Source organism: Paenibacillus taiwanensis DSM 18679 (assembly GCF_000425125.1).
Classification (GTDB): Bacteria; Bacillota; Bacilli; order Paenibacillales; family Paenibacillaceae; genus Paenibacillus_B; species Paenibacillus_B taiwanensis.
Window position 1 is genome coordinate 858,136 of sequence record NZ_KE384306.1, and the last position, 20,276, is coordinate 878,411.

20 protein-coding genes are annotated in these 20,276 nt (G+C 44.7%); 18 read left to right on the forward strand and 2 right to left on the reverse strand.

From position 1 onward, the window contains the following. Nucleotides 1-163: 163 nt before the first annotated feature. Entirely contained in the window at nt 164-793 is a 630-nt protein-coding gene (gene lexA / locus H509_RS0112770; protein ID WP_028545429.1) for a transcriptional repressor LexA, read from the reverse strand. Between the two features lie 193 nt (nt 794-986). Between lexA and H509_RS0112775 the strand changes: the two genes are divergently transcribed. From H509_RS0112775 to H509_RS0112795, 5 genes are all read left to right on the forward strand, one after another. Beyond that, nucleotides 987-1,364 (forward strand): LysM peptidoglycan-binding domain-containing protein, encoded by a 378-nt coding sequence (locus H509_RS0112775; RefSeq protein WP_028545430.1) that lies wholly within the window; start codon nt 987-989, stop codon nt 1,362-1,364. A 126-nt stretch (nt 1,365-1,490) separates the two neighbouring features. Beyond that, the gene (locus H509_RS0112780; protein ID WP_028545431.1) at nt 1,491-1,700 is read left to right on the forward strand and encodes a DUF896 domain-containing protein; all 210 of its coding nucleotides are present in this window, start codon (nt 1,491-1,493) and stop codon (nt 1,698-1,700) included. Between the two features lie 239 nt (nt 1,701-1,939). Beyond that, nucleotides 1,940-2,458: a hypothetical protein gene (locus tag H509_RS0112785; RefSeq protein WP_028545432.1), complete on the forward strand. Its 519-nt coding sequence runs from the start codon at nt 1,940-1,942 to the stop codon at nt 2,456-2,458. Between the two features lie 20 nt (nt 2,459-2,478). Then, entirely contained in the window at nt 2,479-3,291 is an 813-nt protein-coding gene (locus tag H509_RS0112790; RefSeq protein ID WP_028545433.1) for an HAD family hydrolase, read from the forward strand. A 305-nt stretch (nt 3,292-3,596) separates the two neighbouring features. Beyond that, on the forward strand, nt 3,597-4,025 hold the full coding sequence (locus H509_RS0112795; protein WP_028545434.1) for a FixH family protein: 429 nt from the start codon (nt 3,597-3,599) through the stop codon (nt 4,023-4,025). Nucleotides 4,026-4,171: 146 nt separating this feature from the next. On the opposite strand, the gene H509_RS0112800 is transcribed toward H509_RS0112795, so the two are convergent. Next, nucleotides 4,172-4,714: a 1,2-dihydroxy-3-keto-5-methylthiopentene dioxygenase gene (locus H509_RS0112800; RefSeq protein WP_028545435.1), complete on the reverse strand. Its 543-nt coding sequence runs from the start codon at nt 4,712-4,714 to the stop codon at nt 4,172-4,174. Nucleotides 4,715-4,888: 174 nt separating this feature from the next. On the opposite strand from H509_RS0112800, the gene metH reads away from it, so the two are divergent. From metH to H509_RS0112865, 13 genes are all read left to right on the forward strand, one after another. Then, nucleotides 4,889-8,326, forward strand: a complete 3,438-nt coding sequence (metH, locus tag H509_RS0112805) for a methionine synthase (RefSeq protein ID WP_028545436.1) — start codon at nt 4,889-4,891, stop codon at nt 8,324-8,326. 137 nt (nt 8,327-8,463) lie between these two features. Beyond that, complete coding sequence (gene rnz / locus H509_RS0112810) at nt 8,464-9,384, forward strand: ribonuclease Z (RefSeq protein ID WP_028545437.1); 921 nt, start codon at nt 8,464-8,466, stop codon at nt 9,382-9,384. Between the two features lie 132 nt (nt 9,385-9,516). Then, nucleotides 9,517-10,488, forward strand: coding sequence for a metal-dependent hydrolase (locus H509_RS0112815; protein WP_028545438.1), 972 nt, complete (start codon nt 9,517-9,519; stop codon nt 10,486-10,488). A gap of 300 nt (nt 10,489-10,788) precedes the next feature. Beyond that, nucleotides 10,789-11,874: a Gfo/Idh/MocA family protein gene (locus H509_RS0112820; protein WP_028545439.1), complete on the forward strand. Its 1,086-nt coding sequence runs from the start codon at nt 10,789-10,791 to the stop codon at nt 11,872-11,874. A 149-nt stretch (nt 11,875-12,023) separates the two neighbouring features. Next, complete coding sequence (locus H509_RS0112825; protein WP_028545440.1) at nt 12,024-12,857, forward strand: TIGR01457 family HAD-type hydrolase; 834 nt, start codon at nt 12,024-12,026, stop codon at nt 12,855-12,857. Nucleotides 12,858-12,883: 26 nt separating this feature from the next. Beyond that, a complete protein-coding gene (locus H509_RS0112830; RefSeq protein WP_028545441.1) occupies nt 12,884-13,693 on the forward strand; it encodes a DNA-formamidopyrimidine glycosylase family protein in 810 nt (269 codons plus the stop codon). Between the two features lie 63 nt (nt 13,694-13,756). Next, nucleotides 13,757-14,665: a deoxyribonuclease IV gene (locus H509_RS25170; protein WP_036697008.1), complete on the forward strand. Its 909-nt coding sequence runs from the start codon at nt 13,757-13,759 to the stop codon at nt 14,663-14,665. 66 nt (nt 14,666-14,731) lie between these two features. Continuing rightward, nucleotides 14,732-15,070, forward strand: coding sequence for a cyclic-phosphate processing receiver domain-containing protein (locus H509_RS0112840; protein ID WP_028545442.1), 339 nt, complete (start codon nt 14,732-14,734; stop codon nt 15,068-15,070). Continuing rightward, nucleotides 15,067-15,423, forward strand: coding sequence for a YbbN family protein (locus H509_RS25175; RefSeq protein ID WP_051287042.1), 357 nt, complete (start codon nt 15,067-15,069; stop codon nt 15,421-15,423). Before H509_RS0112840 ends, H509_RS25175 begins: the two co-directional genes overlap by 4 nt. A gap of 18 nt (nt 15,424-15,441) precedes the next feature. Beyond that, the gene (locus H509_RS0112850) at nt 15,442-16,521 is read left to right on the forward strand and encodes an SAM-dependent methyltransferase (RefSeq protein WP_051287044.1); all 1,080 of its coding nucleotides are present in this window, start codon (nt 15,442-15,444) and stop codon (nt 16,519-16,521) included. A gap of 257 nt (nt 16,522-16,778) precedes the next feature. Beyond that, nucleotides 16,779-18,323 carry a serine/threonine-protein kinase gene (locus tag H509_RS25180; RefSeq protein ID WP_036697011.1) on the forward strand — a complete coding sequence of 515 codons (1,545 nt, stop codon included), beginning with the start codon at nt 16,779-16,781 and terminating at the stop codon, nt 18,321-18,323. Between the two features lie 32 nt (nt 18,324-18,355). Further along, nucleotides 18,356-19,498: an SAF domain-containing protein gene (locus H509_RS25185; RefSeq protein WP_051287046.1), complete on the forward strand. Its 1,143-nt coding sequence runs from the start codon at nt 18,356-18,358 to the stop codon at nt 19,496-19,498. 23 nt (nt 19,499-19,521) lie between these two features. Continuing rightward, complete coding sequence (locus H509_RS0112865; RefSeq protein WP_028545444.1) at nt 19,522-20,253, forward strand: hypothetical protein; 732 nt, start codon at nt 19,522-19,524, stop codon at nt 20,251-20,253. The last annotated feature ends 23 nt before the right edge of the window (nt 20,254-20,276 follow it).

Here is a 20,276-nt window from a genome sequence, read left to right on the forward strand (position 1 = left end):
TTTAGAAGGATAATATCCCAAATAAAAGCTCTTCCTTCAGGTGTGGGGTGAGCTTTTTTGGTGTTCGGCGTGCAAAAAAAGACACTTCGTATTAAGCGAGGAAGCTTAAAAAGGAAGTGTCTGCTAACTAGAACCTGAATAAATGATCGGCAATGGCTTATTATTAATGAAAGTCGCGGAACAAGCCAACAACTTTGCCAAGTATAGTAACATGCTTCAAACGAATAGGCTCCATAGCTGCGTTCTCCGGTTGAAGACGGATATGATCCTTCTCTTTATAAAATGTCTTCACCGTAGCTTCATTCTCTTCTGTCATAGCAACTACAATATCGCCATTATTAGCGGTTTGCTGCTGACGAACGATAACAAAGTCCCCATTATGTATACCGGCTTCAATCATACTTTCCCCATGAACCGATAACATAAACACATTGTCATCGTCGCCTGCCATATGGAATGGCAATGGGAAATAATCTTCAATATTCTCCGTCGCTGTAATAGGTTCGCCCGCGGTTACTTTACCAACAATTGGCACACGTACAACCGTGTGGCTGAACTCGCTGCCGCGATCAGATTGATCATGGCTTAACAATTCTATCGCTCTAGGCTTAGTAGGATCACGGCGAATAAAGCCCTTCTTCTCCAGACGATCTAAATGCCCGTGAACAGTGGAACTGGAAGCTAAGCCTACGGCTTCACCAATCTCGCGAACAGACGGGGGATAACCTTTCAATCGAACTTCAGTACGTATAAATTCAAGAATCGCTTGTTGACGGCTTGAAATCTTCGACAATAGAATCAACTCCAATGAGTACACTTTTGCAAAGATTATATCACAGAACCTCCGTTCGTACAAACATAAGTTCTAAAGGATAACGGCAACTGAAAAAAAGAGAACGGATGTTCTAAGAAAAGTGTTGACTCAAACGTGTGTTCGTGCTAAATTTTTGCTTAATAAGAGAACACATGTTTGAGGAGTGATTACGATGATGTATACAACCTATCGTTCCATTTACACACAATCAACTAGACCTACATATAAAGGAAGATCAGCTCGCAAGTTACGTGTCAAGAGATTCGCTTTGGCGATTACCGTCTTAATTGGTTTGTTTATTGCGTTTGGTACGATCGTTCAAGCTTTTTCCGCAAATGACCGTAATCGCGAGACACAAGTACCTGCCAAGACGTCTGTCCGTGTAATTATTCAACCAGGTGATACGTTGTGGGCGATTGCAAAGGAACATCTGTCCTCCGACATGGACATTAGAGAGTATGTTTATATCATAATGAAGAACAACAACTTGGATAGCGGATTAATCCAAGCAGGTGATGTGATAGAGGTACCTCTTTTTTCAACACCCTAGTGTAAATAGAAGCTTGCGAACTTAATGAGGCAGTTATTGATTTAGGCTGTCATACTATCAAGCTTGACAACATTCTTTCGCCATGTCAAAGTAAAGGTTAACGCCAGTACAACATGGAGGTAGAATATGAACATCGATATGATGATATCACGTATTAATGAGCTGGCACGCAAGCATAAGACGGTTGGTCTGACTCAAGAAGAAGTAGCAGAACGTGCCCAATTGCGTGAACAGTATTTAGCCTTATTTAGGAAGCAAGTGCGTAATAATTTGGACAATATTCGGTGGGCCGAAGACGAAGAGCAGCAAGATCCGTCTTCAGGCACGGTTCACTAAATGAAATAGATCATGTGAGATGCGAACACTACTATAGTGCTTCGCTTCTTGCACATTTTCGAGCAAAGTTGGCTGTGGCATGCTATGATCCGAGTGCAGAGATTCCACAGTTTCTACATGGACAAGCGCTGTAAGACTCAAGCAAGCGCTCGCGCTTCTATCATGCTATGTGAATTTTTTTTCGATCTTTGCTCGAAATATACAGTCGTTACACCTATATCTAGGAGGTCGTTATCGTAATGTCACGCAGTTGGGAACGTAAAGTACGCAAGAACAGTTCAGTGTTAAACAAGAAACTGCAAAAACACGGCAAGCCAGCTATTCAAGTGGGGCAAGAGCAATATGACGAGTACAGAGGAAGAAATTTTATTCTGCCGTCTGTTCTTATTATATTAGCACTGATGTATGCTGTTATCGGAAGCATGTTCTGGAGCAAGGAACAATCGACCTTGATGTATTGGGTGACTGTCATTGCGTACATTGGGCTAGGAGTGGTGTTGTTTGCAAAGCGGCCGTTCCTAAAGGTGGGCCGAGACAACATCATGACTACCAAGTGGAACCGAGTACGTGTGCTATACGCCAAGGATATCAAGAAGATTACGATTCAACCGGGATATGTGGTAATCGAACAATCAAAGCGCGGTGCCAACTGGGTATTTTCACGCGTGATGAATCGTTATGATACAGAGCTAATGGGTGCGCGTTTAACTAAGTTTGCTAATCAACATCAGATTGAGCTGGAGCAATTGTCAAAGTAAGTGGAATCGGGGGGTAAGGAATGACAATCAAAGCAGTATTATTTGATCTGGACGATACGTTATTATGGGATGAACGCAGTGTAGAGGAAGCATTTTCAGAAACTTGCAAGTATGCGCAAACGGTGTCGGGAGTTAATCCCGACGCCCTGCAACATGAAGTACGTGAAGCAGCTCGCACGTTATATGCATCATATGATACGTTTGAATTCACAAAGCGGATTGGCATTAACCCATTTGAAGCGTTGTGGGCCCATTTCACAGGTGGAGAACATGAAGAGTTTCGCAGGCTTGAGCGCGTCGTTCCACAGTATCGCGTTGAAGCGTGGACGCGGGGTCTTCGTGCGCTTGGGATTGATGATGAAGGTCTAGGAAGCGTTTGTGCCGATTTGTTTATGAAAGAGCGCCGTCAGCGACCTTATGTATATGCGGAGACATTTGAGGTGTTGGCACAGCTAAAGGCACAATACCCTTTACTGCTGCTCACGAACGGTGCTCCTTGCCTTCAGCAGGAGAAACTTGATGGTGTGCCAGATATTCTTCAATATTTTGAACACATAGTAATATCGGGCAATTTTGCAGAAGGAAAGCCAGCCATTAGTTTGTTTGAACATGCGATGTCCTTGCTTGGTATTAAGCCGCATGAAGGATTGATGATCGGTGATAAGTTAACGACTGACATCCAAGGTTCTATTAATGTCGGCATGCACAACGCTTGGGTTAACCGAACGAATCAAGAGTTATCAGGAGCGGTACATCCCGAATTTGAAGTTAATAGTTTACACCAAATAACTGACATTATACAGATCATAGATAATCAACAAGCTGCTGTATAAGGATGGATCATGCCTGTATGATGGGGCTTGATTAGAATTCCTTATGCAGCGCTTGTGCGACCATTATGAACCACTAGATTAATACTTCGTATTCAATGAGAACCTGCACATGTGCAGGTTCTTTTTCATAGTAGTCGTAAGAATTACATTTATTACTGTGTTGTAGATGTTGTATGTGATAATTGTCATAATTAGTTCACAGTACAGTGAAGATATAGCTCTATCGAGCTATAACGAAAAGGTATATGATGGATATAATGTAAACTAACACAGTGTGACAAGCATACATAAGGAGTGAACTTGCGATGTGGAAGAAAACAGCCTTAGCATCCATACTTATATTAGCACTTATTACAGGGTGCTCTAACGACAAAGGGACCAACTCCAGTCATGAAGGTCACAGTATGGGGATGGACATTGAGGCGCTTGGTGGCCAGATGGATTTGATTGCTGTTGAACTTCAAATCCCTGAGCAAGTAAAGGTTAATGAACCGGCTGTATTTACAGCGCATGTTACGTTACAGGAAAAACCGATCAATGACGCTGAAAAGGTTGAATTTGAATGGTGGCTGGAGGGTGCAGAGCATCAGAAAAAAGTAGTCGGTGTGAAAGCAGATGGCAATTATGAATTAGAACAAACATTTACGGTGCCAGGTAAATATACGATCATATCACATGTATCTGCAAATGGCATGCATTCGATGCCAAAGAAGTCGTTTGAAGTGAAGAAGTAAGATGATAGAAGGGGACAGACTCTAGGCACAAGAGGCTGTTCTTTTTGTATTAAAAAGGTGTGAGTGATACGAAACAGTGGTGAGACGCAGCTAGGTGCAACTAACCCGACAGGCGTAAGCCTTGTCGGGTTAGCAAGATAAGCTTATTAAGCTTTAATAAATGCAGGATCTTCGAATGGATGTGCAATCCAGCCCTCTGTCTCAATAAATAGACGGACCGCCACAATTTCGCGTCTTTCCGATAAAGTAAAGAAATGAGGAATGTTCTCAGGGACAGAGATAACGTCACCTTGCTCAACTAACACATCCATATAACCAACGTCGTCGGAGCCTTTAATTACAAAGTATCCTTCACCAGCAGTAATCGCACGTACCTCATCTTCTGTATGCGTATGGACTTGCTCAAACTTCTTCAACAATTCTTCGATGTTCGGTGTAGCGTCAGATAGTGAGATCAAGTCCCACGTCAAGTAACCACGACGTTGCGCCAGATCACGAATCTCAACATCAAACGTCTCCAGAATCTGTTGCTTCTCATCGTCTGATAAATCAAATTTATCTCTTAATGCCGGTGCAAGCTTGCCAGCATCCCAATGCTCATATAACACGCCCTGAGCCTCTAAAAAGGCTTGGATGCGCTCTTCTCCGGTGATCAATTCATTCGTGTTGCGAATTCGAATCTGTGCCATGTGAATCCCTCACTTCTCCAATATGATTACTTAAATTGTATTATAGTACAGAGGAAATGATTGGGCAAGAAACATTTTCAATCGTGTAATCCTCATCTTTCCTATTGGTAAGAGTTCTGTTAAACTTAGTTCTAACGTTTTTAGACAGAGCAGACATAGAGGGTGGGCTGAGGAATGAATAAACCGGCATTACAAGCGCGTCTTCAAGACCGCATTCTCATTTTAGATGGTGCTATGGGCACTATGATACAGCAGGCTGATCTCACGCCAGATGACTTTGGTGGGGAACATTTGGATGGCTGTAATGAAATGCTTGTATTAACTCGTCCGGATGTCATTTCCAGCATCCATGATCAATACTTTGCGGCAGGCGCCGACATTATTGAAACGAATACGTTCGGTTCAACAAGTGTAGTTCTTGCAGAATATGATCTGCAAGACCGGGCAGTAGAGTTAAATCTGGAGGCAGCTAGACTTGCCGTTGAGTCCGCAAACAAGTATACGACACCAGATCATCCACGTTATGTGGCAGGTGCTATGGGGCCTACAACCAAGACGCTATCGGTAACAGGTGGAGTCACGTTTGATGAACTGGTGGATAGTTATTATGAGCAGGCGCTTGCATTAATAGATGGTGGAGTAGATGCGCTGTTACTAGAAACTTCGCAGGACACGCTTAATGTGAAGGCGGGGTCAATCGGGATTCAACGTGCGATGGAAGCAAGAGGGAAAATACTTCCCATTATGATTTCCGGTACGATTGAACCGATGGGTACGACACTTGCAGGACAAAATATTGAATCCTTCTATGTTTCACTTGAACATTTGCAGCCGATTTCAATTGGCTTGAACTGTGCTACAGGTCCGGAATTTATGAGAGATCACCTCAGAACGTTGGCTGGTATCGCAAGCGCAGCGGTTAGCTGCTATCCGAATGCAGGCTTACCAGATGAGAATGGACATTATCATGAATCACCGGAATCATTAGCACGCAAAATAGCTGCCTTTGCAGAGCAAGGTTGGTTGAACATTGCCGGAGGTTGTTGTGGCACGACACCTGAACATATCCGTGTACTGGCGGAGACTCTTGCTCAATATGAGCCTAGACGCCAGTTTGGCGAGCATCCACCTGCTGTATCTGGAATCGAGACTGTATATATTGAAAATGATGGTCGACCTTACATGGTTGGTGAACGTACAAACGTGCTCGGATCAAGAAAATTTAAGCGCTTAATTGCTGAAGGCAAAATAGAGGAAGCAGCCGAAGTAGCACGTGCTCAAGTTAAAAATGGCGCGCACGTTATTGACGTTTGTTTGCAAGATCCGGACCGAGACGAAGCTGAAGATTTGAAGTTGTTTTTACAAGAAGTTGTGAAAAAGGTCAAAGTGCCGCTCGTCATTGATACGACAGATGCAAAAGCACTTGAATTGGCATTAAAATATACGCAAGGGAAAGCAATCATTAACTCTGTTAATCTCGAAGATGGCTTGGATAAATTCGAACAGGTTGTTCCACTCGTCCATCGTTATGGAGGGGCGCTTGTCGTAGGTACGATAGATGAGCGCGGGCAGGCGATTACTAGAGTAGACAAACTAGAAGTGGCGAAGCGTTCTTTTGATATTTTAGTTCATCAATTTGGCATACAGCCGCAGGATATTATTTTTGATCCGCTTGTTTTCCCAGTAGGGACAGGCGATGAGCAATATATCGGATCAGCCAAAGAGACGATAGAAGGAATACGGTTGATCAAAGAAGCGTTGCCGCACTGTCAAACGATACTCGGCGTCAGCAACATCTCGTTTGGACTGCCAGAAGCAGGGCGTGAAGTGCTAAACTCTGTGTTTCTATACGAATGTACAAAGGCAGGGCTTGATTATGCAATTGTAAACACGGAAAAGCTGGAACGTTATGCTTCGATTCCTGAACATGAACGGAAGTTATCAGAGGCGCTGCTTTATGATACGAATGATGAGACACTCGCTACCTTTGTAGCAGCGTTTCGAGACCGCAAGGTGGAGAAAAAAGAGAAAACGAGCAATTTGCCTTTGGAAGAGCGACTAGGTGCTTATATTGTAGAAGGAACAAAAGAGGGCTTAATTCCAGACTTGACTTTAGCGCTTGACAAATATACATCACTTGAAATTATTAACGGACCGTTAATGGCGGGGATGGAGGAAGTTGGCCGTTTGTTTAACAACAACGAGCTGATTGTAGCTGAAGTTCTCCAAAGTGCAGAGGTGATGAAAGCCTCAGTTGCTTTTCTTGAGCCCTACATGGAAAAGAACGAATCCGCAGTTAAAGGCAAAATTTTGCTAGCTACTGTTAAAGGTGATGTACACGATATTGGCAAGAACTTGGTCGAGATCATCCTCGCCAACAACGGCTACCAAATCGTTAACTTAGGTATAAAAGTGCCTCCTCAGGATTTGATCGATGCTTATCGCCGCGAGAAACCAGACGCAATCGGGCTGTCCGGTTTGCTTGTCAAATCCGCGCAGCAAATGGTTATTACGGCACAAGACATGCGTACAGCAGGTATTGATGTGCCTATAATGGTTGGAGGCGCAGCATTAACCCGTAAATTCACAAAAAATCGGATTAGTCCTGAATATGATGGACTTGTGTTGTATGCGAAGGATGCTATGGATGGTTTGGACTTGGCGAATAAGATTATGAACTCAAATGAACGACAAGTACTCGTAGAAGAACTTCGCTCTCATAAGGAACGATTGGCAAGGGAAGGCGAACAGCAGCAAGCGCTGCCTAAGCTGACAAGAGCGGTGCGATCGAACATTAAGGAGGCGGATGTGTACATTCCGCCTGACTTGGACCGTCATGTACTGCGGGATATACCTACTCCGCAGATCATCCCATATGTTAATATGCAGATGCTGCTCGGGCACCATCTTGGCCTAAAAGGCAATGTAGATCAACTATTCGCGGCACGAGATCCAAAAGCGCTTGATCTAAAGGAAACGATTGATCAATTGTTCCGTGAAGGCTCACAGAAGGGTTGGCTTCAGGCAAACGCTATGTACCGATTTTTCCCGGCACAATCTGAGGGAGATTCCATTCATATCTACAACCCAGACAAGGTGTCAGAGGTGCTGCATACCTTTACATTCCCACGTCAACAAGTGGAGCCGTATTTATGTTTGTCGGATTTCCTTCGCTCGAAGGACAGCGGCGTCATGGATTACGTAGGGTTTATGGTAGTGACTGCGGGAAGGGCAATTCGTGACCATGCTGATGTTATGAAGCAGGAAGGGCAGTATTTGCGCTCGCATGCGCTGCAATCGCTGGCGCTTGAGATGGCCGAAGGCTTGGCTGAACGCATCCATCATATGATGCGTGAGACTTGGGGCTATCCGGACCGTGAGGATATGACGATGAAGGAACGGTTCGGTGCACGATATCAAGGGATTCGAGTATCGTTTGGTTATCCTGCGTGTCCGAATTTGGAGGACCAGGAGCCGCTGTTTCGCTTAATGCAGCCGGAGGATATTGGTGTTATACTAACAGAGGGCTGCATGATGGAACCGGAGGCGTCGGTAAGCGCGATGGTGTTTGCACATCCACAAGCACAATACTTTAACGTGGATAAAGCATAGGGAATTGTAGGGATAATAAAGCCTCTGTATCTAGGATTAGATGCAGGGGCTTTTCGGCAATACCATTACATATAATATATCTCTAAATATAACGACACTAAATGTTAATTACATTAATGATGATAGGAAGTGTTACTTTGGACGTTTACTTCTTAGGTACAGGAGCAGGGATGCCGACGACTAGACGAAATGTTAGCAGTATGGCTCTTCGATTATATGAAGAACGAGGAAGCTTTTGGATGTTTGACTGTGGAGAAGGAACACAGCATCAAATACTCCGTTCGCCTCTCAAATTAAGTAAGTGTGAATTTATATTTATTACCCATCTGCACGGAGATCACTTATTCGGGCTCCCTGGGCTATTATCAAGCAGAGCTCATCAAGGCGGCACAACACCGTTAACGGTGTTTGGACCAAGAGGACTGGGGAAGTATATGAAGACTGTATTTGAAGTTAGTCAGACGGAAGTGCCTTATCCCTTGTTAATTAAAGAAATTGAGGCAGGCATCGTATGGTCTGATGATCAGTTTTCGGTAACAGCATTGCCGCTAGAACATCGTGTTCCGAGCTTTGGATATCGGATTCAAGAGAAAGATCGTCCTGGTCGTTTAAAGTTTGAGATGCTGCGAGATAAAGGGATTCCGCCAGGTCCTTTGTATGGGCAACTAAAGCAAGGCATAGACGTTCAATTACCAGATGGCGAATTAGTGTTTGCAGCTTCTGTGTTAGGTGAGGCGATTCCAGGCAAGAAAATAGCAATACTGGGGGATACTCGCCCGTGTGACAATGCGGTTCGGTTAGCGCGTCATGTGGATTTGTTAGTGCATGAAGCGACTTTCCTGGAGGATAAGGCGGAAAATGCACATGAATTTGGCCATTCTACAGCCAAGCAAGCAGCTACGATTGCACAAAAAGCAGGCGCCAAGAAGTTAGCATTAACGCATTTCAGCTCTAGGTATAAGGATGAGGAATTAATTCAACAATTGCTTGCAGAGGCCGTTTCTATTTTTCCGAATACAGAACTGGCAGACGAACATCATATCATTACGACATCTTAACATGGATAAAATGTTCTGATAACGCTCCTTCGGTATGCTCTTGCTAGGAAGGGTTATGGTATGTGCTGAATTTACGTTTATACGAAAGCTTAGCACAAAAATGCCACCCTCTAATGCCGAGGAGGAGTTCTTATGGATACGGGGAGTCATTTGTTGTTTGGCGCTACATTGGCAGGGTTAGCTTGTGCGGACCCTTCAATTGCCGGACAGACACCATTATTTTATGCAGTTTTGACTGCATCGTTAATTGGTGCTCACGCACCAGACTTTGACACCGTAACTAGGCTTCATAGCTACTCCGCGTATATTAGACATCATCGGGGGTGGACGCATACGCTCCCTGCCATTTTACTTTGGCCTCTACTTATAGCTATACCTATCGCTGCCTTGTTTGGAGTGTGGGATCATTGGCCTACTTTAGCGATTTGGAGTTGTGCTTCTGTTCTGTTTCATATTGTGCTTGATACATTTAACGCATACGGGATACAAGTTCTTAGGCCTTGGACACGTAAATGGGTACATTTAGATGTGTTGTGTTTGTTTGATCCGTTTTTGTTTAGTATTCATGCTGTTGCGTTATCCAGCTGGTTATGGCTGCCGCGAGCTGAAGCGGTGATGTGGTTTGTTAGTGTGTATGTACTTACCGCTTTGTATATTGGCTGGAGAACAGTTGTGCATGCAGATGTACGTTCGATGCTTCGACAGTCCTATGCGGATGCAGTTCATGTACAGTTAATTCCTGGTATCAGGTGGTCGCGTTGGCAGTTTCTCATAGAACAGGAGGATTGCTTTGTGACAGGCTGGATTAAGAACAATCGATTTATTACAGAAGAAGGTACTTATGCTAAATCACATACGCAGCCGGAGGCGGTTAGCCGAGCGATGACAACAGATGGAGTGCGAGCTTTTCTGTCTTTTGCGGAGCGAGTAAACATACAGTGCCAACAATGGCAGGAAGGTTATCGAGTTATATGTAGTGATGTTCGTTTTTGGCATAATCATCGATTTCCGTTTCGAGTCGAGGTGGTGCTTGACGTGGATTACAATGTGATTGATACCAAAATGGGCTGGAACAAGAAAGGCTGGGAACCTCCTTACGTATAATAAATATGGTACACTAAGAGAGATACAAGAGACGGTGAAATATCCGTTTCTTTTTTTCATCTGCCGGAAGTTCATGTGTGTGGCAGCATATTATTTTCCGGGAAAGCGCAGGAATTGACACCTTTGTCCGCGCAACACCCTTACACGGGACAAATTCTGTCATAACTTCCGAGGACTTCGTCATTTTTCGTCGAAACTGCTGTGCTTGAGCTCTTGCATGCTGACGAGCGGTTCTTTACAATGAATGAAGCTGCATCGGCAGTGAATATATGTATGACATACATAGAAGGGTGGTACCCCATGAACAAACTAGTATTTACAATTGTAGGATTCGGGGCGATTGCCAAAACGCATCTGGTTGCCTTGCGCACCATGCCAATAATAAAGTCACTTCCGGTTACACCGGTTCTGGATACATTAGTTACCCGACGGCCTGATGTGTTGCGTGAACAGGCAGAACAGATCGGGTTTCGTCATGTAACAAGTCATTTGCAGGAAGCGCTGACAGCGGGAACTTCGCAGGCAATAAGCATCTGCACACCTAATGCGATGCATGCAGAGCAAGTTCGACTCGCGGTATCCAATCAACTTGCTATATATTGTGAAAAGCCGGTAACAGAATCTGCGGCCAACACAGCGTCGCTGCTAAAGGACGTACCAGTGGATTATCCGCAACAGCTTGCATTTGTATTTCGTTATCATCCTGCTATTATGCGGGTTAGAGCTTGGCTGCAAGAACGTATTATCGGGGATGTACTGCAATGCAAAATTTCGTATATGCGTTCGAGCTATCTTAATGCAAATCGCCCTGTTAGTTGGCGTTTAAGCGACACTATGTCAGGGGGCGGCGCAATAACTGACATCGGAGTGCATGCCCTTGATTTGATTCGCCATTTGTTCGGGGAATATAAGTATGTAGAAGGCAAGACACATACTTTTGTCCCCCGCAGGCCAACGGCTGCTGGCTCATCGGAAATGACCAGCGTTCATGTAGATGATTGGGCTACGATGACTTATGAGACGGAGCAAGGAGTCAGAGGACAAGTTGAAGTATCACGTATCGCATGGGGTGCGGATGAATTCCGACTAGATATAGTAGGGACAAAAGGCAGCATTATTTGTGACTTGGAACGGGATACACAACCAACGCTGCATCTCATTAGCGGTTCATCTCCTGCGCTGCCTGTACCTGATGCTGTAGAACTGCTTCCAGATGAGAAAGCGACGATGGGGGTATTTCAGGATAGTCATTTTGCGGCGCTTCATCACTTTGTGCTTCGACACGCAGGGGATATGAGATGGACTGAAATTACACCTACGCTCGCGGACGGATATGCGGTAGAACGCTGGATAGATCATATTATAGCTTCACAATCCCACCAATAGGCTGCTGACCATACAGTCGAAAGGCTGCGAAGAGAGTAACAATCCTGAATATTTTAGTAGGATAAGGCACGTGGAACACTTCACTTCGTGCAGCCTTGTTAGTCATGCGTCTAACTGAATTGGTTGTTGGGGAAGAAAGGAATTAGGAGATGGATGTAACGAATCGACGTCAGCTTCACGCACTGATTGATCTGGACGGGACGATGTTTAAAGGTTCAACGAGAATTGAAGGAGCAGACGAACTTATTCACGCCATGTTAGAATGGCACGTTCCCTTTTTATTTGTCACGAACAACTCATCACGTTCACCTGAGCAAGTTGCGGATGTGCTGCAATCTATGGGGATACCGGCGAAGGCGGAGGATGTGCTCACGTCTGCTCAGGCAGCAGCTCACTACATTTCCAGCAAGTTCACGGGGAAGTCTGTTTATATGATTGGAGAATTAGGACTTCGTTCGGCGCTAGCCGAAGCAGGGGTGGAATGGACGGATCAGCCTCAAGATGTATGGCAGAAGCGGATTGACGTTGTTGTACAGGGAATCGATCGACAATTTTCATATGAGAAACTTGAGGCGGCCGCTTGTGCCATTAGAGGTGGGGCAGCTTTTGTTGCTACAAATCCGGATTACATGTTACCTTCGGACAAAGGATTTTCACCGGGGGCGGGGACGTTAATGGCGGCGATTCAAGCAGCGTCGGGAACGGAGCCCGTCTTGATCGGTAAACCCTCGTCAATAATTATGAAGGTGGCGCTGGAACGATTAAACTGTCAGGCGGAAGAGACGCTTGTAATCGGGGATAATATGATGACGGATATGTTGGCAGGGGCAAGAGCGGGGTGTCGTACGGCATTAGTCCTTACAGGTGTGACCACTTCCAATAATTTAGCATCGTATAAAGAGAAGTCTGGTGTGAGCCCTGAGATTGTCTGTCCACACCTTCATGACATGAAAAAGTGGTTAGGCATACAACTGGGCCGTTAATTAGAGATAGAGAGGAAGATGTAAGCATGATTGAATTACCGCAAATTGAACAACAGCGCAGAAAGCTCGACCAGCATTTTGTCGGACAGCGTATCCGTGAAATAAAGGTACAAAAGGAATCTTGGATCAATGTGTCTCTGGCTGAGTTGTCCGCTGCTGTGATAGGTCGTCAGTTACTTTTTGTAGAACGTAGAGGGAAAGCATTTATTTTTCATCTGGATGATGGAAAACGTCTACTGCTGCACGTAGGTGTTGATGCTTATTTCAGCTTTAGTCACGATGAGGCAGAGGCCGTAGTGGATGCGAGCAAGCCGCAAATGGAAATCCAATTCGAACAAGGCAGCTGGCGTATAGCAGGAGCACGCACATTGTCGCTCCAATGGATAACGGCAAAAGAATTGGATGAGCAGCTAAAGGCTTGGGGACCAGAGCCGTTATCACGTAATTTGACGATTGAATTGTTTAAACGTCGATTTGCCAAACGCCGTTCATCTTTAAAAACAGCGTTAACAAACCCCGCTATTATTGCAGGATTAACGCCGTTAATAGCAGATGAAATTAGTTATCGTGCAGGTCTCATTCCTTCTGTCCGTATTGAAACATTAACGGATGAAGATTGGGGCGTCTTATATCAAACGATGGTGGAATGGCTGCATGAAGCGATTGAGGAACCGGAAGAAGCAAAGCATACGTATGCGGTAACGGGGCGCACGGGAGAGCCTTGTTACCAATGTAACACAAAATTAGAAGAACTGCGCATTAGTGGGAAAACGGCTGTATTTTGTCCGAGTTGCCAAGAAGAGCATGTTAAGGTTAGTGTACCGCAAGGCGTCTAGCTGCGAAGTGCACGCCAGATATGTGGCTAATGTTGGGCTTTTAATACGGAGACTAGCATAAGGATGTTGTCGAAGAAAGGTCCACTTCGTTACGGTTGTCACATACGCTCACATGGCAGCTTCACACAAATGGGGAATACAGCCATCCGGTTAGCTGAGCTAGAGGGATGCAGTTGCTTTCAGTTTTTTGCTAAAAATCCACGCAGTTTGCAGCTAAAAATCGGTTACGAGCATGATGCGCACGAGTGCAGGCTGTTGTTGGATGGTGCTTCCATCCAGACCATTATTCACTCTGCATATGTGTTAAATATAGCTACGTCGATGCAAGCGGATGACACTTTATTTAAGGCGCATGCGATGAGCTTGCTTAACGATCTTGTTATTGCTGATGCCTGCGGAGCGGTTGGGGTTGTGGTTCATTTTGGTGTGATCAAGCACCGTGACAAGTTGCAGGGGTATCGTGATATAATCACGATGCTAAATGTAGTAACGGACTCTTGGCATGGAAATGCCCTAATCTTATTGGAAAATCAAGCTGGTCTTCATGGTGGATTGGGTGTAACGTTGGAAGAATGTGTGCACATTCGTAACTTGTGCCGTAAACCAGACCAGATCGGTTTTTGCTTAGATACTTGCCATGCTTACGTCAGTGGGATGTGGAATGCAAATCTACCAGATGGTACGGCCCGATTGCTGGAGCATGGCCGGCACATGGACTATTGGCCGTATGTAGCAGCTGTTCATGTGAATGATGCTCAAGCGGCCTATGGCAGTAAGCGAGATCGACACGCGCCAATTGGGCAGGGGAAGATCAGTCCTACTGCGATGGAGCAGTTGTTAACGTCTACAGAGCTGCAAGGAAAGATGTTTATTTTAGAAACGCCTGAATCGGGTGAACGACTGCATAGCGAAGAATGGGAATTAATACGAACCTGGTATGCGTTAAATGATCATACCTCCCATCACTATTAGCAGCATAATTTACTTTTTGTGGTGAGAATAGTTGCTACACAGATTAAAAGGCATGGGAGGGATACCATGATACATGTTTATTTGGATGACTGGCGGCGATGTCCAACAGGATTCGTATTAGCCAAAAATGCAGAGGAATGCTTGCTGCTGCTTGAAAATGAAGAGACGGATATTTTATCGCTTGATCATGATCTAGGTCCAGATGAGCCAACAGGTACTGAACTCGTTCGTGAGATGATTCGTCGAAAGCTGTTTGCACGTCGTATTTATTTGCATACTTCAAGCGCAATTGGGAGACAACGTATGTATCAGATGCTATATGAGCATAAGCCTGATCATGTGCTCCTTATAAATGGTCCTATGCCTGCTGAAGTTCTGTTGGAAGCAAGTGCAGGAAAAATATGAAGTCGATATCCGCTCAACAGCTCATCGATCATGTACAGGGTGGCACATTAAGAGCTGAACTGGATGCAGTGTATGTTTATTCGCCTTTATGCGGAACTTGTGCGCTTGGTGAGAAGATGTTAGAGATTGCGCTTGATGCATTGCCGCTATGCCGAGTATATGGGATGAACATCAATGATGCAGCAAAGGCGGCTATTTTATTACAAATACAAAGTGTGCCCTGTCTAATTATATGGGATCATCAAGATATATCAGCTCCACCTCAATACATATACGCCATGCAATCGGTGACTTATTTGTATGAGCAGCTTAGAAGAAAAATGGAGAACGGGTACAAGCAGCAAAACATGTAGTCTTGGAGGAATTATACTTTGTCAGAAATAAACATTAAAGAAATACAATTACCAGTAAATTATGAAGGGTCATCGCACTGGATTATAACGTCTAATCATGGCTATATCCCTTACGCTCAAGAAGAGCTGCGACGCAGGTATGCTACGCTTAAGAGTCAGATCTTTGTTGCAGGTGAAGTAGCACTTATGGAGCTTCCACGTGAAGTGAATGCCATCTGGCATGATATGAACGCCGAACCTGTCATTTTTGTTAGGGACATGTTTCCAGTTCAAGTTGTAATGGCAGCGACAGAACTAACTACCGCAAAGCAAGCGGAGCATTTGTTAATGATGATGCAAGAACGAAGTGGGATTGCTATTCAATCTACAGATGCTGTATCGATCCATTTGCGTCGAAGTGGCAAAGGAGCGGATGAAGCAGAACAGCGTTCGCTTAAGTCATTTATAAAAGATGCGTTGGAAAGTAAGGGGGCGAAGGTGATCCTTCAACAGCCTCAGTATGTTATTTCAATTTTTGAGCATCAAGAGAACATTTATGCAGGTATGGCGACACTTACCAATCAAGGTTCGGACTGGCCGGGTGGAGCCATCCGTTTCCAGCGTGAAGAAGGCCAAATCTCACGTGCAAAGTTTAAGTTGTTGGAGGCGGAACGGACATTTGGGGTAGATTTGTCCGCTTATTCGAATGCGTTGGATATCGGAGCAGCGCCAGGTGGATGGACGAGTCTATTATTAGAGAGAGGATTGACAGTAACGGCAGTCGATCCTGCCAATATGCATCCGAGCCTAATTGACCATCCGCAACTTTCGATCATTAAAGGGAATGCAGGTGAGGTGGCATTTGAACCGCATGAGTTTGACCTGCTCGTATGTGATATGAGTTGGAGTCCAAAGCATACAGCTCAACTCGTTATCCAGTTGCTTGATGCGGTGATGCCTGGAGGAACAGTTATCGTTACGGTGAAGTTAATGCATAAAAAGCCGCTGCAAACGATCCGGGATTGTATGGAAATGTTTGCAGAACATTTACAAATTGTGCGTGCGAAGCAGCTGTTTCACAATCGAGATGAAATTACGTTGTATATGATGAAATATTAATATTGTAAGTTATTATGCGGTTCACGGTGCAACATGTACCTTTACACTTTTGTAGTGTAAAATAAATCAGCATGCAATGCAGTGTGGAAAGCAGTGTGACTTCAGTGTGGAAAAAAAGTGTGGACAAATGAAAGTTTGCCTTTTATAATGACATCATCACGTACCAGAATATTCAAATGTGGGAAAGCATCCCGAGCGCGGCCATAGGCTGTGTTCGGGTTTTTTTGTGTGTATTTGCATGAAAAAGGAGGGATAAAGTGCGTGTGCCGTCAAGATTGCAGGAGGGTAGTTTGTTAGCGCAGCGTTATCGCATTATGAAGTTGATCGGTACGGGCGGAATGAGCTACGTATATCTTGCCAGAGATGAGAGACTGATGGGCAAGCAATGGGCTATTAAAGAGTCCATCCCGTTAAGACATAATCAGTACCCTTTAGCTAGGGAGGCCCAATGGTTAACGGAGTTAAAGCATCCCCATTTACCTTTGATTGTAGATTTCTTTCCTCCCCATGACGAGTGCAGTCACGCCTATTTGGTGATGGAGTATATCGAGGGAGAGACGATTGCAGAGCGTATGATACAGAAGTCCTTTTCATTTTTGGAGACGATGGAGTACAGCATTAAGTTGTGCGCAGCAATGGGCTATTTACACCAGCATGTTCCTCCTATTATTTATCGGGATTTGAAGCCATCTAACGTTATGATAACAGCTCAAGGAGGAGTTAAGTTAATTGATTTTGGAATTGCGCGACAGATGAGGGAGGATGCGTACGCAGATACGATCAAGCTAGGTACAGTTGGATTTGCAGCGCCAGAGCAATATGCCGGCAAGCAAAGTGATGCGCGTACAGACTTATATGCAGTTGGTGCTTTGATGGCCTATATGCTAACAGATGGACGATGGTATGGCATGTCTGATTTTAAAGGAGGGGTGCTGCGCTCGGATGTGCCCGAGCAATTTGCCTCTGTGTTGCTGCGGCTGCTAGATAATAATCCGGAAAATAGGTACCAGAGCGCAGAACAATTACGCGATGTTTTACAGGAATATACGAAGCGTAACGATAATGCGTTACTCACAAGCGACTTTTCTGCTGTGCCTACAGACAGCTCGGGTAAGCGTATGCAATTATCACGGGGAGAAGTATTTGCTCTTATGGGTTCAGGAGATGGTGCAGGCACTACTCACACTGCAATTATGATCGCACATGCTTTAAGTAATTGGCTTAAAGTTCAGGTTGCTTATATGGATTATAGTAACGAGATCCACTCTAGTTCGGTTGTTGACCCTATTATACAGGCGGTTGAAGGGCAAAGTAGTGGGCGAGATATTGATAAGCCGTTTAAGTGGAGAGGGGTTACGTATTTAAGCTTACCACAACTTAAAGAGAAGCATGAAGGTCACATATTACCTCATTTGCAGACGGAATACCGCTACGTCGTTCTTGACTTGGGTAGTGTGCATGCACATACCGGCATGGATGAGTTTATGAGGGCAACCTTCAGCTTATTAGTAGGATCGGCTGCGATTTGGCGTCAACAGGAGACGACAGCAGCAGTGAACATTTTTGCGTCAAGGAAATATAGCTATTGGTGTTATGGTGTCCCGCATTACGATGATGCTGATCTGCTCAAGCATCCTGCGCAGCAAGCTAGTCAGCAAGTCATTTCTATACCGACTTGTGCTGACCCGTTTAGTGGGAATGAAGACGTTTGGAAGTGGCTGCAATCCTGGACAGGAATAAATAGACACAAAAGGCGCAGATTTGCATGGCCGAAGTGGCTAATTCCTACCAGAAAGTTATAAGTAAAGTGAGATTGTAATAAGGATGTGATGCTGTGATCAAACGTTGGACGAGGAAAACGAGGCTAATTGTAGTTGCTGGAGCAATAAGTGCAAGTTGTGTAGGCGTTATAAGTGGTACTGTTATCGTTTACTCGCAGCATGTGTGGTCACAGGAACGCCAACGACTGGAGATGGATATAGAGAAGGCACGGAAGCAAGTCTCATCTTCCCCGAAGTTGATAACCAATTCTTCATCTGGAGTTAAACAGGTATGGAGATTCAAGAAGACTTTACAGTCGGGATATCCACTAACTGAGCAGGACATTGAACGAGTTGTTCTACCAGCAATGTGGATTCCCGATCAACAAGTTACGAGAAAGGAGGATATCGTGGGAAAGCTGCTTAAATTGGATGTTACCGCACGGACGCCTGTGCTGGCATCAATGCTAGTAGCAGGGGATGTATTAGCGGACGATGTCCGCTGGATGGAGACAGCAGTTATTCAGCTTCCACTTGAATTATTGGAAGGTGACGTTTTGGATGTACGGATCCGGTTTGCGGATGGTCAAGATTTTGTAGTGTTGTCTCACAAAATGGTGGAGAAGCTCAAGCCGGCTATTGTATGGATGCAACTTTCAGAGCAGGAGTTGTTAATGCTGTCAAGTGCATGTGTCGATGCTTATGTGAATAATGCTCAATTATATGCAGTCCGTTACGTTGATCCAATGTTACAGCAACCAGCGGTTATCAACTATCCGGTTAATGCTGAAGTTTTGGCATTGATAGATAAAGACCCTAACATAATTAAAACCTCCAAGGCGGTGCTGTCGGCACAATCCCGTCGCGTATTGGAATCCCAATTGGATAAATTAAGAGTAGTGGACCCTCAACGAGGCAATTTTGCTAGCGGGCAACCCCGTGTTTATGGAGGTAGCAAGGAGCCGGTTATGTCTACTCCAGGATTAATGAGTACGAATCCCAACGTGCTGCCGCTGTCTCCATTTACAGGGCAGCAGAACGATACCACACCGCGTTCATCTGAAGAAGATGGGGGCTCTGCAGCACCCTCGCATCAGTCGAACAGTTCTCCAAAACCAATTGCTCAACCAACCTTTTCAAACGATACTGATCGACATCTACCTAATTCCACTATAAATGAAGTAATACCTGAGCTTGAAATGAAACCATCTAAATAATTAGACAAGGAGATAAACACGAGATGAAACTTTCTTATTTTGTTGGGGCATGTGACAAGAGTGACATGCTGCTCGGCATATGCACGTTGCTGAGCAGATTAAATCGGCGAGTGCTGTTAGTTGATGCCATGTCGTCACCATGGCTAAAGTATCGCAATCAAACTTGGTTGACAAAAGAAAAATGGTCCCATTGGAAAGGGATCGATACAGTGTCAGCCGTCATGAATTGGGATGAGCTAGAAGAACTAGCTAATGGGTACAATATTCAGCTTAGTGAATATGACGATATTTTTATCGATACAGATCGTGTTGCTTTTAGTGAAGCGCCCTTATTTATCGAGGCGCATGCAAGATATATTGTGCAGACGGTGGAAAGTCATTCGTTGCACAGGAACTTGGAATGGCTAACTACATTTAGCTTACTGCATGACACAAAGTTGGATGGTAAGTTGCAGTTTATTATTTTGCATGCAATAGACAAAGAGCAGGATCAGTTGTACGTAGAAAGACTTTTACATACATCGGGTTATCATTCAGCCAGCGAAAGTGTTGTCATACCATACGATGAATCCGATTGGACAGCAAAGCTGAACAACGAAACTGAGGATATAATCAATGTCTCGATATATGCTCGTGCTACCAAGTTGGCATGGCGAAAAATTGTGGAATCGAATTTTGGCCCGCTTGCCGACAAAGCGTGGCGTCATTGTATGAAGCAGCCACAGAAGGGGATGTGGTTACATAATGCCATGTAAGCATTGGTGCTTATCTCCTGCAT

Coding starts and splice junctions, on each gene's coding strand:
- H509_RS0112790 (WP_028545433.1), top strand. CDS start 2,479: ATGACAATCAAAGCAGTATTATTTGATCTGGACGATACGTTATTATGG.
- H509_RS0112825 (WP_028545440.1), top strand. CDS start 12,024: ATGGATGTAACGAATCGACGTCAGCTTCACGCACTGATTGATCTGGAC.
- H509_RS0112800 (WP_028545435.1), bottom strand. CDS start 4,714: ATGGCACAGATTCGAATTCGCAACACGAATGAATTGATCACCGGAGAA.
- H509_RS25175 (WP_051287042.1), top strand. CDS start 15,067: ATGAAGTCGATATCCGCTCAACAGCTCATCGATCATGTACAGGGTGGC.
- H509_RS0112830 (WP_028545441.1), top strand. CDS start 12,884: ATGATTGAATTACCGCAAATTGAACAACAGCGCAGAAAGCTCGACCAG.
- H509_RS0112775 (WP_028545430.1), top strand. CDS start 987: ATGATGTATACAACCTATCGTTCCATTTACACACAATCAACTAGACCT.
- metH (WP_028545436.1), top strand. CDS start 4,889: ATGAATAAACCGGCATTACAAGCGCGTCTTCAAGACCGCATTCTCATT.
- H509_RS25170 (WP_036697008.1), top strand. CDS start 13,757: ATGTTGTCGAAGAAAGGTCCACTTCGTTACGGTTGTCACATACGCTCA.
- H509_RS0112820 (WP_028545439.1), top strand. CDS start 10,789: ATGAACAAACTAGTATTTACAATTGTAGGATTCGGGGCGATTGCCAAA.
- H509_RS0112795 (WP_028545434.1), top strand. CDS start 3,597: ATGTGGAAGAAAACAGCCTTAGCATCCATACTTATATTAGCACTTATT.
- H509_RS0112815 (WP_028545438.1), top strand. CDS start 9,517: ATGGATACGGGGAGTCATTTGTTGTTTGGCGCTACATTGGCAGGGTTA.
- H509_RS0112785 (WP_028545432.1), top strand. CDS start 1,940: ATGTCACGCAGTTGGGAACGTAAAGTACGCAAGAACAGTTCAGTGTTA.
- H509_RS0112780 (WP_028545431.1), top strand. CDS start 1,491: ATGAACATCGATATGATGATATCACGTATTAATGAGCTGGCACGCAAG.
- H509_RS0112865 (WP_028545444.1), top strand. CDS start 19,522: ATGAAACTTTCTTATTTTGTTGGGGCATGTGACAAGAGTGACATGCTG.
- H509_RS0112840 (WP_028545442.1), top strand. CDS start 14,732: ATGATACATGTTTATTTGGATGACTGGCGGCGATGTCCAACAGGATTC.